The organism is Geobacillus sp. WSUCF1 (assembly GCF_000422025.1).
GTDB classification, from domain to species: Bacteria; Bacillota; Bacilli; order Bacillales; family Anoxybacillaceae; genus Geobacillus; species Geobacillus zalihae.
Genome location: NZ_ATCO01000057.1, coordinates 24,018 through 37,668 on the forward strand (window position 1 = coordinate 24,018; position 13,651 = coordinate 37,668).

The following is a 13,651-nucleotide window of genomic DNA, read 5'->3' on the forward strand; positions in this document are numbered from 1 at the left end:
GTTCACCCTTTCATCGTCTGAACATGGCGCGCGATTTCTCACCGAACCGACAGCAAGCGCAACAACCTATCAATGCTTTCGGCGCGCGTCGTTTTTTCATCGATGTTTTGGCGGCAAAACGCCATCATTTGCGGATAAAATTCGATCGCCTCATCAATTTCTTGGGACGACCCCCGTTTGTACGCCCCGATTTGAATCAAATCCTCCGAATCGATATAAGTGGACAGAAGGCGGCGGAACCGGTTTGCCGCTTCGCGGTGCTCTGCGCTGATCATGTGGGGCATGACGCGGCTGACGCTTTTGAGCACGTTGATCGCCGGGTAATGCCCTTTGTTCGCCAGCTGGCGTTCCAACACAAAATGGCCATCCAAAATGCCGCGCACCGCATCAGCGATCGGCTCATTCATGTCATCGCCGTCAACAAGCACCGTATAAAACGCGGTGATCGTGCCGGAAGCGTTCGTTCCAGCCCGTTCAAGCAGCTTTGGCAGGAGGGCGAAGACCGATGGCGTATAGCCTTTCGTCGTCGGCGGCTCACCGACGGCAAGGCCAATCTCCCGCTGCGCCATCGCGACGCGGGTGACCGAGTCCATCATGAGCATGACATCCGCCCCTTGGTCGCGAAAATATTCGGCGATCGCCGTTGCCGTATAGGCGCCTTTGACGCGCATCAGCGCCGGCTGGTCGGACGTGGCGACGACGACGACCGAGCGGGCCAAGCCGTCTGGGCCAAGGTCGCGCTCTAAAAACTCGCGCACTTCGCGGCCACGCTCGCCGATTAAGGCGATGACGTTCACATCAGCCGACGTATGGCGGGCAATCATTCCCATGAGCGTGCTTTTGCCGACGCCCGAGCCAGCAAAAATGCCGACGCGCTGCCCCTTGCCGACGGCAAGCAGGCTGTCGATGACGCGGATGCCGACTTCAAGCGGTTCGACAATCGGCGGCCGAACGAGCGGATTGGGCGGATCGCGTTCGACCGAAACCGGCTTCAGCCCGGGCGGCAACGGGCTCCCGTCAAGCGGTTGGCCGAGCGGATCCAGAACCATGCCAATGAGCGCATCGCCGACGTGCACTTCAAGCGGTCGGCCGGTCGCTTCGACAAAACAGCCGGGAGCGATATGGGTCGTGGCGGAAAACGGCATAAGCAAGACGTGCTGTTCATGAAAGCCGACGACTTCGGCGGGAATTTTCCGGCATCCGCTCTGTTCATGGATGTAACAAAGATCCCCAATCGAGCTTTTCGGTCCTTTCGATTCCATCATCAAGCCGATGACGCGCGACACTTTGCCAAACCGTTTATACAAGTCGACAGCGTTGATTTCATCAAGAAGCGCCTGCCAGTTCAGAAAACGCCCCCTCCTTCAATCGCCGGTAGAGCGCCTCGCGCAGCCGCTCAAGCTGTACATCGACGCCCGCCTCGATGCGTCCAAACGGCGTCTCCACGACACATCCATATTCAGGAAGCGCATCGTCCGGGTAGATGAATAGATCAACGCGATGCGGAAACAGAGATTTCAGCAGCTCTTTTTGTTCTGCCACGATTTCGTAGCCGTGCGGATGCACATAAACGGCCACTTCCGTTTGCTGGCGCACTTCCTGCAACGCTTGGTGCACGAGCGGCAAAAAAGCGTTTCGATCGCCCTCAAGCGCGGCGCCGAGAATGCGTTCGGCCGCTTTTAACGCCACCTCCAGCATCGCCTCAGCCGTCGATTCGATGCGAGCGTAAAATTCGGTGTTCGCTCGCTCCGCCAAGCGGCGGGCTTGCTCAATCAACGCGCGGTGCTCGCTCAAAGCCTCCTCGCGCCCAGCCGCATAGCCGTCTTCATACCCGCGGGCGCGCGCTTCCTCGATGAGGCGCTCTTTCTCACGCTGCCATTCCTCTTTGTCGCGGGCCAACTGCTCGCGCACCGATTCGTAATATTGCTCTGCCTGGCGGCGAAGCTCGGCTGCTTCTTCCTTGGCGGCGGCGACCGCTTCCATCTCCCGTTGCCGATCGTCGCCGGACGATGGAAGATCGGAAACATGGCGCTGCACGACGATCGTCTTTTTCCCAGAGCGCACCGCCAATTTTGGCGCTTTAATGACGTTAGACAATAATATCATCTCCTCCCCCGCGCGCGATGACGATTTCTCCAGCCTCTTCGAGACGTCGGATCACGGCGACGATGCGCGATTGCGCCTCCTCGACATCACGCAGCCGGACTGGCCCCATATATTCCATTTCTTCTTTGAACGTCTCCGCCATTCTTGTCGACATGTTGCGGAAGACGATGTCTTTCACTTCATCGCTCGCCACCTTAAGCGCCAGCATCAAGTCATTGTTATCCACTTCGCGGATGACGCGCTGAATGGCGCGGTGATCGAGCGTCACGATATCTTCAAAGACAAACATCCGTTTTTTGATTTCCTCGGCCAGTTCCGGATCTTGGATTTCCAAGGCATCCAAAATCGTCCGCTCCGTGCTCCGATCGACTTGGTTCAGCACTTCCACGACCGCCTCAATGCCGCCGGCTTGCGTGTAATCTTGCACGACGGTCGCAGACAGCCGCCGCTCCAAAATTTGCTCGACTTCGTTGATAATCTCCGGCGATGTGCTGTCCATCAGCGCGATGCGCCGGGCGACATCCGCCTGCATTTCCTGCGGCAGCGCCGATAAAATTTGCCCTGCCTGCGCCGGCTCCAAATACGAAAGAATCAGAGCGATCGTTTGTGGATGTTCATTTTGGATGAAGTTTAACAGCTGCATCGGGTCGGCTTTGCGGGCGAAATCAAACGGCCGCACCATCAGCGCTGATGTCAGGCGGTTGATGATCTGCATTGCCTTATCCGGGCCGAGCGCTTTTTCAAGCACTTCTTTCGCATAGGCGATGCCGCCTTGGGCGATGTAATCTTGCGCCAGGGCGAGCTGTCGAAACTCTTCAAGCACTTCCTCTTTTTGTTCCGTCGTCACTTGACGGACGTTGGAAATTTCCAGCGTCAGCTTCTCGATCTCTTCCTCGGATAAATGTTTATAGACAGAGGCCGACACATCCGGGCCGAGGGAGATAAGCAGGATGGCTGCTTTTTGCCTGCCCGACAGCCCGCCTTTTCGTTCGCGCTTTGCCATACGCCGTTCCCCCTACTCTTCCGATAGCCACGTTTTTAATAGTTTGGCAAACTCATCCGGCTTTTCTTTCGCCAGACGCTCAAGCTGTCGACGGCGCAACGCTGCCTCCGTCTCCGGCGGCTCCGGCAAATCCGGCTCCGTCGAAAGCGGCGGAGCAAACAAGCGTTCTTCTTCCTCTTCCTCGTCTTCACGGCGGCGGCGCAGCCAGAGGAACAACAGCAAGGCGACGAGCAACAGCGCTCCTGCGCCGGCCGCATACCACCACCACACCGGCCGGTCCGGCGTCGATTGGGTGAATGTCGGCTTGCCGTTGAATTTTTGCACCGAAACGACGATGCGGTTGTTGATGTCTTGATCCGTGAGCGTTTGCGCCTCGCTTTTGTCAATTGACGTCCGAACGATTGTGCCTAGCAGTTTTTGAATATCATTGACCGTCTCGGGCGGCAGCGAGTTCGGATCATTAGGGTCAGGCGGCTCGACCATCACTTGGATGCCTAGGTCGCGGATTTTATATGGGCTTTCGACGATTTGCTTTTTGATTTTGTTTACCTCGTTGTTGATCGTCTCTTCGGTTCGTTCATAGTTGCCGTTTGTTGCGCCGTTTGCGTTTTGGTAGCCCGGCACTTCGTTCGCGCCTGTTCCAGCGGCGCCTCCGGGCGGCGCACCGCTCCCGGAGTACGTCTCTTTAATGCGCTGAACGCTGACGGCAATACCTTGCTTCGTTTTCTCGTCCACTGGAGAAACCAAATTTTCTTCTCGTTTCTCCTGCGTAAAGTCGACATCCGCCGTCACGGAGACGACGACTTTATCCTGCCCCATCATCGTGCCGAGCAGTTGCTGCACTTGGCGTTGAATGTCGCGCTCGATCTGCTTTTTGATTTGCTGCTGTGAGGCGAATGTCGCCCCTGTCGAATTTTCCCCATCATTTTTTAGGTCATAATACTCAAAAAACTGATTCATAATGACGATATTATCTGTAGAGAGATTCGGAACACTTTTGGCGACGAGATGATAGAGCGCTTTGATTTGCTCGTCGCTGAATTGATAGCCCGGCTTCGTCTTCAGCACGATCGAAGCCGAGGCTTCCCCTTTCTCATCGGAAACGAATACGCTCGGCTGCGGAAGGTTGATCATGACTTTGGCGTCCTCGACGCCGTCGATCGTCTTGATCAAGTTGGCGAGCTCCGTTTGCATCGCCTTCAGCTTCACCATATTGAACTCGTTATCCGTCATGCCGAAGCTCGCGTTTTGGCCGAAAAATGAATAGTCAATGACTCCACTGTTCGGGATGCCTTCAGCAGCGAGCTCGACTTTCAGCGCGTCCACTTGCTCTTTCGGCACTTTAATCGTCGTCCCGCCGTCCGCCACTTCGGCCGGAACGCCGCGCTGGTCAAGCGTTGCTTTAATTTGCCCCGCTTCTTGCGGCGACAAATTGCTGTAGAGGGGCACCATTTCCGTCCTTGTGGCGAAAAAGACGCCGACGCCAACGGCCAAAAGCACGGCCGCTGCCGCAGTGAGCACGAGCCATTTCTGCTTTTTTGTCCGTTCCTGCCAAAACGCGCGAGCGCGGCTCCACCACTCTTTCCATTTCCTTCTCATACAATTCCCCCGATGATCCAATACCTGCCGCCATAGCGCAACAATGGCGGCGGCTTCCGTATGTATTGCGATTCATTGCTGCTACAATGGCATGCGCATCATTTCCTGATACGCTTCGATCGCTTTGTTGCGGATCTCCAGCGTCAGCTGCAACGTGATGCTCGCTTTTTGCGCGGCGATCATCACATCATGCAACTGAACGTTCTCCCCGCGAACGAGCTTTTCCGTCAGCGCATCGGCTTGAATTTGCGCTTCGTTCACGCGGTTGAGCGCCTCTTTGAAAAATGCGGCGAATTGCTTTTGCGCCTCAGCCGGCTTCGCTGGGGGCGAAACGGCGGAAGACATCGTCAGCCCAATGCGGCTTGCTCCATCAATCATCGTTTATCCCCCTCGCATGCTATTTCCCGATCTCGAGCGCCTTCATGAGCATTCCTTTCGAAGCATTCAACACCGTAACGTTCGCCTCATACGAACGCGTCGCCCCGATCAAGTCCACCATTTCTTTCAGCGGGTCGACGTTTGGCAGACGCACATAGCCGTCGGCGCCCGCATCCGGGTGATTCGGGTCGTAGACGAGTTTAAACGGCGCCGGATCATCGACAATTTCGCGCACCCGCACTCCGCCGTCCACCGCGTCGGCACGGCCGAGCGCAGCCTGCAAATAGCCCGAAAACGACCCGCTCTGCGGTTCGATGATGACCATTTTGCGACGGTACGGCTCCCATTCGCCGTTGACAAGGCGGGCGCGCGTCGTATCGACGTTAGCGATGTTGGAGGCAATCACGTCCATGCGCAACCGTTGGGCGGTCAACGCCGAAGCCGAAATGTTTAGACTTTGAAACAAAGACACCCGTTATTTCCCTCCTTTAATCACGGTTTTCAACGTGGTAAATTTGCCGTTGAGCCGCTCGATTAAGGCATTGTAATAAATTTGGTTTTCTGCTAGTTTTGACATTTCTTGATCAATATCGACACTGTTTCCATTATGATTGTAACTCACCGTTGTGTCCGTCGTCACGATGATTTTTCCATTTTGTTCGTTTGGAAACGAAAAATGCTTCGGATTCGTCCGTTTGGCCTCAAGCCGAAACGCCCGTTCCAATTCAGCCTGAAAGCGCACATCTTTCGCCTTATAGCCCGGCGTATCGGCGTTGGCGATGTTGTCGGCGATCGCCTGTTGGCGAAGCGCAGCGTAGCGAAGCCCTTGTTCAAGCCAACCGATCGTCACTGAAAAGAGCGCCAATGGAATCCCCTCTTTTCTCCTATTTTTCGACAATTTCTGCTAATTTTCATTTTACGGGAAAGAAAACCTAATGTATAGACGGAACTTGGTACTATTTTTCGACGATGCCATTACAGAAAAACGATGCCAAAGATGTTTGCCAACAACAAAAAACCCGCCGGGCCAAAATACCCAGCGGGCTTAGGCGACTACGCCGTTCAGCTCGATTTCAATTTTTCCAGTTCGCTTAAAAACTTGTCGTTCAATACTTTAATGTACGTTCCTTTCATGCCGAGCGAGCGCGATTCGATCACGCCGGCGCTTTCTAGTTTGCGCAGAGCATTGACAATGACCGAGCGGGTGATGCCGACGCGGTCGGCGATTTTGCTCGCGACAAGCAGCCCTTCCGTTCCGTCAAGCTCTTCAAAAATATGTTCAATCGCCTCAAGCTCGCTGTAAGAAAGGGAGCTGATCGCCATTTGCACGACCGCCTTGCTGCGCGCTTCCTCTTCAATTTCTTCCGCCTTTTCACGCAGAATTTCCATGCCGACGACCGTCGCACCGTATTCAGCCAAAATGAGATCGTCATTGTCAAACTCGCGGTCAAGGCGCGATAAAATGAGCGTGCCGAGCCGCTCGCCTCCGCCGTTGATCGGAACAATCGTCGTCAAGCCGGTTTTGAACAAGTCACGATTTTCCACTGGAAACGCCGTATATTCGCTATTAATATCAATATTAGGAGACGTTTCCGTAATGTTGAACAAGTTTTTCGTGTATTCTTCCGGAAACTGGCGCTCCTCCAGCATCCGCTTCATCCGTTCGTTTTCAATCGATTGTTTAATGGCGAATCCAAGCAGTTTGCCGCGGCGGCTGACGACAAACACATTGGCTTCAATCACTTCGCAAAGCGTTTCTGCCATTTCTTTAAAATTGACCGGCCGCCCGGCCGCCTTTTGCAACATGGCGTTGATTTTCCGCGTTTTCTCTAGCAAGTTCATGGATTTCATCTCCTCCTCATAAAATAAACTCGCTTAAATCTTTGTTTTTGACGATGCTGCCGAGTTTTTGCTCGACATATTGCGGTGTGATGACGACCTTGTCGATTCCGATGTCCGGCGCCTCAAACAGCAAGTCTTCCAGCAGTTTTTCCAAAATCGTGTGCAACCGGCGCGCACCGATGTTGTCGGTCGTCTGGTTTACTTCAAACGCCACCTCGGCAATCTTACGAATAGCATCGTCAGAAAATTCAAGACTTATACCTTCTGTTGCCAAAAGAGCTTGATATTGTTTAATGAGCGCGTTATTCGGCTCGACTAATATTCTTACGAAATCGTCGACCGAAAGTTTCGCAAGCTCGACGCGGATCGGGAAACGGCCTTGCAGCTCAGGGATCAAATCCGACGGCTTCGCCATATGGAACGCGCCGGCGGCGATGAATAAAATATGGTCTGTTTTCACCGGTCCGTACTTCGTCATGACGGTCGACCCTTCGACAATTGGCAAAATGTCGCGCTGCACCCCTTCGCGCGAGACGTCGGCCGAGCCGGACACCGCTCCGCTGCGGGCGATTTTGTCGATTTCATCGATAAAAATGATGCCGGACTGCTCAGCCAGGCGGACGGCCTCTTGCGTCACTTCATCCATGTCGATCAGCTTTTGCGCTTCCTCGTTGATGAGCACTTTGCGCGCTTCACTCACTTTGAGACGCCGCTTTTTGCGCCGCTTCGGCATGAGGCTGCTCAAGGCGTCCTGCATGTTCATCCCCATCTGCTCAATGCCTGCCCCTTGCAAAAAGTCAAACCATAACGCGTCTGTTCCTCGATTTCAATCGTCACCATCTCGTTTTCCAACTGCCCGTTTGCCAGCTGCCAAGCAACTTGGCGCCGCTTTTGTTCCACCTGTTCATCCTCATGGCTGTAGCTGTTGTCCGCTTGGGCTCCTTGGCCGCCAAACAGCAGCTCAAGCGGATTTTTGATTGTCTGCTTTGGCTTGCCCGGAACGAGCAGTTCAACAAGCCGCTTGTTCGCCTGCTGTTCAGCCCTGTCTTTCACTTCGTTCATTTTTCGTTCTTTCACGATCCGAACTGACGTTTCCACCAAATCGCGCACCATCGATTCGACGTCGCGCCCGACATAACCGACTTCGGTGAATTTCGTCGCTTCGACTTTGATGAACGGGGCGCCGACGAGTTTGGCGAGCCGGCGGGCGATCTCCGTCTTCCCGACCCCGGTCGGGCCGATCATTAAAATGTTTTTCGGCATCACTTCATCGCGCAATTTTTCATCGAGCAAACTGCGGCGGTACCGGTTGCGAAGCGCGATCGCCACCGCCTTTTTTGCCTCTTTTTGCCCGACGATGAACTGATCGAGCTTTTCGACAATCTGCCGTGGAGTCAACGTTTCCGCCATCATCGGCCTCCTCCTTTTTACAGCTCTTCAACAATAATATGGCCGTTCGTATAAACGCAAATGTCAGCGGCGATCTCGAGCGCCGCCTTGGCAATCTCTTTCGCGGTCATCGAGCCGCCGGCGTACTTCTTCAACGCACGCCCAGCAGCCAACGCATACTGACCGCCCGAGCCGATGGCAAGCATGCCATCATCCGGCTCAATCACTTCGCCCGTGCCGGAGACAAGCAACAAATGCTGTTTGTCCATAACAATGAGCATCGCCTCGAGGCGGCGCAACACTTTATCGCTCCGCCACTCTTTCGCCAGCTCAACCGCCGCGCGCGGCAAGTTGCCATTCCATTGTTCGAGCTTGCCTTCAAACATTTCAAACAGCGTAAACGCGTCAGCGACGGAGCCGGCAAAACCGGCGAGCACGTTTCCTTGGAACAGCCGCCGCACTTTTTTCGCTGTATGCTTCATGACGACCGCATTGCCGAACGTCACTTGGCCGTCTCCAGCCATGGCGGATGCGCCGTTATGGCGGATGGCAAAAATTGTCGTCGCATGAAAGGCTCCCATCATTTCCCCTCCTTGCCTGCGGGTTACGCCCGCGGATGCGCCTGCAAATAAATATGCCGCAGCCGGTCTTTCGTTACATGTGTATACACTTGCGTCGATGACAAATGCGCATGACCGAGCAGTTCCTGCACCGAACGGAGATCGGCCCCTTCGTTGAGCAAATGAGTCGCAAACGTATGCCGAAGCACGTGCGGGCTGATGTTTTGCGTCAGCGCAGCGGCTTCGACAATCCGATCCAAAATATGGCGCACTCCCCGAGGCGTGAGCGGATTGCCTCGGGCGTTGACAAATAAATAGCGGTGGTCCGCCGGCAGCTTTCTTGTCAGTTCGCGTCGGCCCCTATGGATATACCGTTCAAGCGCTTCGCGGGCCGGACGGCCGAACGGAACGTAGCGCTGCTTGTTTCCTTTGCCGTGAATGAGCACGGTTTCCGCAACAAAATCGACATCAGACAGCTGTATGTGACAACATTCACTAACCCGAGCGCCAGTCGCGTACAACAACTCAACCAGCGCCGCATTGCGCTGGCCTAGGGCCGTATTTTCATCATTGACAAGAAACAATGCTTCTAATTCTTTTGGGTATAAAAAATTAGGAATTTTTTGCTCTTTTTTCGGCAGTGTCGCGAGCGCAAACGGATTTTCGGCCGCCCGCCCTTCGCGCAACAAAAACTTGTAAAAGCTGCGCAGACTCGAAATTTTGCGGGCGACCGAACGGCTGGCCAACTGTTGCTCGTATAGTTTCGTCAAATATAAACGAACGTCGCTGTAGGACACTTCATTGAGCGCGCCGATTCCTTCCTCATCCATAAACCGGAAAAACTGCTCAATGTCACGCCGGTAACACACAATAGTATATTGTGAATAATTTTTCTCGATTTGTAAATATTCCATGAATAATTGTAACGCAAGTTTCGAATTCTCCATCGCCTCACCCCGCAACGGCTACTACATCGTACCATATTCATCCGCATGAACGCAACTGTTTTTTTATAAAATTCTGAATTGTATCCGATGCCTTTTCAAGCTTCTAGCCGCTCTTCATAGTCGCACGCCGTGCATTGCACTTGCACACCTTTTTTCAGCTCTTTCTCCACAAGCAGCCCCGCGCATTTCGGACACGGGCGGGCGAGCGGTTTATCCCACGAGACGAAGTCGCAATCCGGGAAACGGTCGCAGCCGTAAAACACCCGCTTTCTTTTCGTGCTGCGCTCGACGATGTTGCCCTCGCGGCATTTCGGGCACTTGACGCCGATTTCTTTGACAATCGGCTTCGTATGGCGGCATTCCGGAAAATTCGAGCAGGCGATAAACTTGCCGAAACGGCCCATTTTGTACACCATCGGACTGCCGCACACCTCGCAGTCAATGCCGGCCGGCTCATCCTTAATCTCAACTGCGCGCATTTCTTTTTCCGCCACTTTCAACCGTTTTTCAAATTCGCGGTAAAACTCGTCGACGACTTTGATCCATTCCACTTTCCCTTCTTCAATTTCGTCCAATTCTTTTTCCATTTTCGCCGTAAACTCGACATCGATAATTTCCGGGAAAAATTCGAGCATCAGCTCGACAACGATTTCGCCGAGCTCGGTCGGGACAAACCGCTTGTTCTCAAGGACGACATAGTTGCGTTTTTGGATCGTATCAAGCGTCGGGGCATACGTCGACGGGCGGCCGATGCCGAGTTCCTCCAACGTTTTGACGAGGCGGGCTTCCGTGTAGCGCGGCGGCGGCTGCGTAAAGTGCTGCTTCGATTCGATCGTTTCGCTCTCAACTGTTTCCTCTTCTTCCAAATCCGGGAGGATACGGTCCTGCTCTTCCGCTTGATCGTCCGTTCCTTCAATATACACTTTCATAAACCCTGGAAATTTCACCTTCGAGCCGCTGGCGCGGAACACGACACCGTTGTTTTCCAACTCGACGCTCATGGTGTCAAGCACGGCGGCCGCCATTTGACTGGCGATGAACCGTTCCCAAATGAGTTTATACAACCGAAACTGGTCGCGCGTCAAATACGGTTTCACTTTGTCCGGATCGCGAAATGCCGATGTCGGGCGGATCGCTTCATGGGCGTCTTGGGCGTTCGTGCTTTTCTTCTCTTTCCGCTTTTCCTGGTTGACATACATAGCGCCGAACGTCGCCTCGATATATGCCGCCGCCTCTTGCTGCGCCGTCTCGGCGACGCGCGTTGAATCGGTGCGCATATACGTGATCAAACCGACCGTCCCTTCGCTGCCAAGATCGATTCCTTCGTACAGCTGCTGGGCGATCATCATCGTCTTTTTCGTCCGGAAATTCAGTTTGCGCGCCGCTTCCTGCTGAAGCGACGACGTCGTAAACGGCGGCACGGGGCTGCGCTTGCGCTCTCGTTTTGTCACCGTTTTCACCGCAAATGCCGTTCCGTTTAAGCGGTCCAGCACGGCTTTCACATCCGCCTCCGTCTTTAAATCGCGCTTTTGTCCGTCAATACTGTAAAACGAGGCGGCAAACGTCTCTCCTTCTTTTTGAAACGTCGCTTGAATCGTCCAATATTCTTCCGGCTGAAATTCGCGAATTTCTCGTTCCCGATCGATGATGAGGCGCAGCGCCACCGATTGGACGCGGCCGGCGCTTAATCCTTTTTTCACCTTTTTCCATAAGAGCGGGCTGATGTTATAGCCGACGAGGCGGTCGAGCACGCGCCGCGCCTGCTGGGCGTCAACAAGATTCATATTGATCGCGCGCGGCTTTTGAAACGATTGCTGAATCGCATCCTTCGTGATCTCATGAAAGACAACGCGGCAATCAGAGTGAATGTCCAGATCGAGCATGTGGGCCAAATGCCAGGCAATCGCCTCTCCTTCGCGATCGGGGTCGGCGGCAAGAAACACTTTTTTCGCTTTTTTCGCCGCCGTTTTCAACTCTTTGATCACCTGGCCTTTGCCGCGGATCGTAATGTATTTCGGCTCGTAGCCGTGGTCTATATCAACGCCCATTTGGCTTTTTGGCAAATCGCGGACGTGGCCCATCGACGCTTTGACTGTATATTTTTTTCCCAAGTATCGTTCGATCGTCTTCGCTTTCGTTGGCGATTCGACGATAACTAAGTAGTCTGACATCCATCTTCCACCCCTAGGAGGTAAATTGAAATCTTCATTATTATTAATGATTATTGCCGCATTTGTCAAACATGTGCATTACACGTACGGGAATTCATCCAAAATGTCCGCCGCTTCTTGCACTAGTTTTGCCCCGTGCTGAATGAGCGTATTCGGCCCAGCGGATTCCGCCAAACCGATCGGGCCGGGGACGGCGAACACTTCCCGCCCTTGCTCAAGCGCATACGCGGCGGTAATGAGCGAACCGCTTTTTCGCTTCGCCTGCACGACAAGCGTGCCGAGCGACAGCCCGCTGATGATGCGATTGCGCGCGGGAAACTGCCATGCCTGTGGGCGCGTTGCCGGCGGATGCTCAGCGATGACCAACTGTTCGTTCATCAGCAGGGCGGCGAACGGTCGATGTTCTTTCGGATAAATGTGGTCAAGTCCCCCAGCGATGACGGCGATCGTCGACCCGCCATGCTGGACGGCGAGTTGGTGGGCGCACACGTCAATCCCAAACGCGAGCCCGCTGACGATCGTAAAGCCGGCGGCAACAAGCGGCGGCACCAATTTGTTCAACGCTTCGATTCCTTCTTTCGTCGGCCGCCTCGTGCCGACGATGCTGATCAGTTTCCGCTCCTGAAGCAAAGCGGGGGCCCCCTTTGCATACAGCACCCACGGCGGGGCATAAATATGCCGAAGCAACGGCGGATAGTCATGATCAAACACGGTGACCACATGAATGCACCGGTCCATATATGTTTTTATCACACGTTGCACATCGATGGAATGCAAATCATGGAAAAAAGCGGTCCATTGAGCGTCGGAAAGCGGAACGAGCGGGCGGAGATCATGAGGAGGCAGAGAAAATGGAGCGGTGAGCGTCGGATCAACCTTCAGCAAGGAATGAATCGTCTTCCATCCTGCCCCGCGGCAATGATGGAGATGGATAAGTCGGTCGCGGACCGTATCGTACATACTGATCCCCTTTCTTTTTTCACCTTCAGCATGGATCGATCGGTGCAACGAAAACGTTTAACATATCCTTGACGGAAAAGTCGCCTGTCTATTTTTTCGACTGTCGGAGGCAAGCCGCAGGCTTCCCCGTCACGCCTTGGCGTGACGGAAGACCGAACAGCCACCCGCTTCACAGACCCATACATGGGTCTTTAAGCGGCGTTGTTCGGTCGCCCGACAGCCGATCCAATTGCTCTGTAAAAGCGGCAAATGGGAAAGCTTCAAATTGCATCTATAGACATGATATGCAACACCCCGCACGGCAACGTGCGGGGCCAAACCATTAGTGCGTTTTGCATTTCTCGTACAAGCCGCGTTCTTTCAGCACAGAAATGAGCGTTTCGCCGATCACGGCCGGCGTTTCCGCCACTTTAATGCCGCATTCGGTCATTTTTTTGATTTTCTCTGCGGCCGTGCCTTTGCCGCCGGAAATGATCGCGCCCGCATGGCCCATCCGTTTGCCCGGAGGCGCCGTTTGCCCGCCGATAAAGCCGACGACCGGTTTCGTCATGTTCGCTTTCACCCATTCGGCCGCTTCTTCTTCCGCCGTGCCGCCGATTTCGCCGATCATAATGACCGCGTACGTTTCTTCGTCTTCATTAAACGCCTTCAACACATCGATGAAGTTTGTGCCGTTGACCGGGTCGCCGCCGATGC

At 54.2% G+C, this 13,651-nt stretch carries 12 protein-coding genes and 2 pseudogenes; all 14 read right to left on the bottom strand.

The genetic code is table 11. The features are described from left to right. Nucleotides 1-38 precede the first annotated feature (38 nt). The gene (gene fliI, locus I656_RS09770; RefSeq protein ID WP_081132402.1) at nucleotides 39-1,349 is read right to left on the bottom strand and encodes a flagellar protein export ATPase FliI; all 1,311 of its coding nucleotides are present in this window, start codon (nucleotides 1,347-1,349) and stop codon (nucleotides 39-41) included. Continuing rightward, nucleotides 1,327-2,106, bottom strand: a complete 780-nt coding sequence (gene fliH, locus I656_RS09765; RefSeq protein ID WP_015374408.1) for a flagellar assembly protein FliH — start codon at nucleotides 2,104-2,106, stop codon at nucleotides 1,327-1,329. Before fliH ends, fliI begins: the two co-directional genes overlap by 23 nt. Next, nucleotides 2,090-3,109: a flagellar motor switch protein FliG gene (fliG, locus tag I656_RS09760; RefSeq protein ID WP_015374407.1), complete on the bottom strand. Its 1,020-nt coding sequence runs from the start codon at nucleotides 3,107-3,109 to the stop codon at nucleotides 2,090-2,092. The genes fliH and fliG overlap by 17 nt, the downstream gene beginning before the upstream one ends. 12 nt (nucleotides 3,110-3,121) lie before the next feature. Further along, the gene (gene fliF, locus I656_RS09755; protein ID WP_033005281.1) at nucleotides 3,122-4,708 is read right to left on the bottom strand and encodes a flagellar basal-body MS-ring/collar protein FliF; all 1,587 of its coding nucleotides are present in this window, start codon (nucleotides 4,706-4,708) and stop codon (nucleotides 3,122-3,124) included. Between the two features lie 81 nt (nucleotides 4,709-4,789). Beyond that, entirely contained in the window at nucleotides 4,790-5,086 is a 297-nt protein-coding gene (gene fliE, locus I656_RS09750) for a flagellar hook-basal body complex protein FliE (RefSeq protein WP_011230718.1), read from the bottom strand. 19 nt (nucleotides 5,087-5,105) lie between these two features. Then, nucleotides 5,106-5,558, bottom strand: a complete 453-nt coding sequence (gene flgC, locus I656_RS09745) for a flagellar basal body rod protein FlgC (protein WP_013145762.1) — start codon at nucleotides 5,556-5,558, stop codon at nucleotides 5,106-5,108. Between the two features lie 3 nt (nucleotides 5,559-5,561). Continuing rightward, nucleotides 5,562-5,951, bottom strand: a complete 390-nt coding sequence (flgB, locus tag I656_RS09740; RefSeq protein ID WP_033005284.1) for a flagellar basal body rod protein FlgB — start codon at nucleotides 5,949-5,951, stop codon at nucleotides 5,562-5,564. Between the two features lie 197 nt (nucleotides 5,952-6,148). After that, nucleotides 6,149-6,928, bottom strand: coding sequence for a GTP-sensing pleiotropic transcriptional regulator CodY (codY, locus tag I656_RS09735; RefSeq protein WP_011230715.1), 780 nt, complete (start codon nucleotides 6,926-6,928; stop codon nucleotides 6,149-6,151). Between the two features lie 16 nt (nucleotides 6,929-6,944). After that, nucleotides 6,945-8,338 (bottom strand): annotated as a pseudogene (hslU, locus tag I656_RS0115260) (HslU--HslV peptidase ATPase subunit). Between the two features lie 17 nt (nucleotides 8,339-8,355). Further along, nucleotides 8,356-8,898, bottom strand: a complete 543-nt coding sequence (hslV, locus tag I656_RS09730; RefSeq protein WP_011230713.1) for an ATP-dependent protease subunit HslV — start codon at nucleotides 8,896-8,898, stop codon at nucleotides 8,356-8,358. A 23-nt stretch (nucleotides 8,899-8,921) separates the two neighbouring features. Beyond that, the gene (gene xerC / locus I656_RS09725; RefSeq protein WP_015374404.1) at nucleotides 8,922-9,824 is read right to left on the bottom strand and encodes a tyrosine recombinase XerC; all 903 of its coding nucleotides are present in this window, start codon (nucleotides 9,822-9,824) and stop codon (nucleotides 8,922-8,924) included. 95 nt (nucleotides 9,825-9,919) lie between these two features. Further along, nucleotides 9,920-11,995 (bottom strand): type I DNA topoisomerase, encoded by a 2,076-nt coding sequence (gene topA / locus I656_RS09720; protein WP_015374403.1) that lies wholly within the window; start codon nucleotides 11,993-11,995, stop codon nucleotides 9,920-9,922. Nucleotides 11,996-12,073: 78 nt separating this feature from the next. Next, nucleotides 12,074-12,955 (bottom strand): DNA-processing protein DprA, encoded by an 882-nt coding sequence (gene dprA / locus I656_RS09715; protein ID WP_015374402.1) that lies wholly within the window; start codon nucleotides 12,953-12,955, stop codon nucleotides 12,074-12,076. Between the two features lie 322 nt (nucleotides 12,956-13,277). Further along, nucleotides 13,278-13,651, bottom strand: a pseudogene (locus I656_RS0115265) (succinate--CoA ligase subunit alpha); the annotation flags it as partial.

Excerpts from the sequence above, each read along its gene's own strand:
- fliH (WP_015374408.1), bottom strand. The coding sequence starts at position 2,106 with ATGATATTATTGTCTAACGTCATTAAAGCGCCAAAATTGGCGGTGCGC.
- fliG (WP_015374407.1), bottom strand. The coding sequence starts at position 3,109 with ATGGCAAAGCGCGAACGAAAAGGCGGGCTGTCGGGCAGGCAAAAAGCA.
- fliF (WP_033005281.1), bottom strand. The coding sequence starts at position 4,708 with ATGAGAAGGAAATGGAAAGAGTGGTGGAGCCGCGCTCGCGCGTTTTGG.
- fliE (WP_011230718.1), bottom strand. The coding sequence starts at position 5,086 with ATGATTGATGGAGCAAGCCGCATTGGGCTGACGATGTCTTCCGCCGTT.
- codY (WP_011230715.1), bottom strand. The coding sequence starts at position 6,928 with ATGAACTTGCTAGAGAAAACGCGGAAAATCAACGCCATGTTGCAAAAG.
- hslV (WP_011230713.1), bottom strand. The coding sequence starts at position 8,898 with ATGGGAGCCTTTCATGCGACGACAATTTTTGCCATCCGCCATAACGGC.
- xerC (WP_015374404.1), bottom strand. The coding sequence starts at position 9,824 with ATGGAGAATTCGAAACTTGCGTTACAATTATTCATGGAATATTTACAA.
- topA (WP_015374403.1), bottom strand. The coding sequence starts at position 11,995 with ATGTCAGACTACTTAGTTATCGTCGAATCGCCAACGAAAGCGAAGACG.
- dprA (WP_015374402.1), bottom strand. The coding sequence starts at position 12,955 with ATGTACGATACGGTCCGCGACCGACTTATCCATCTCCATCATTGCCGC.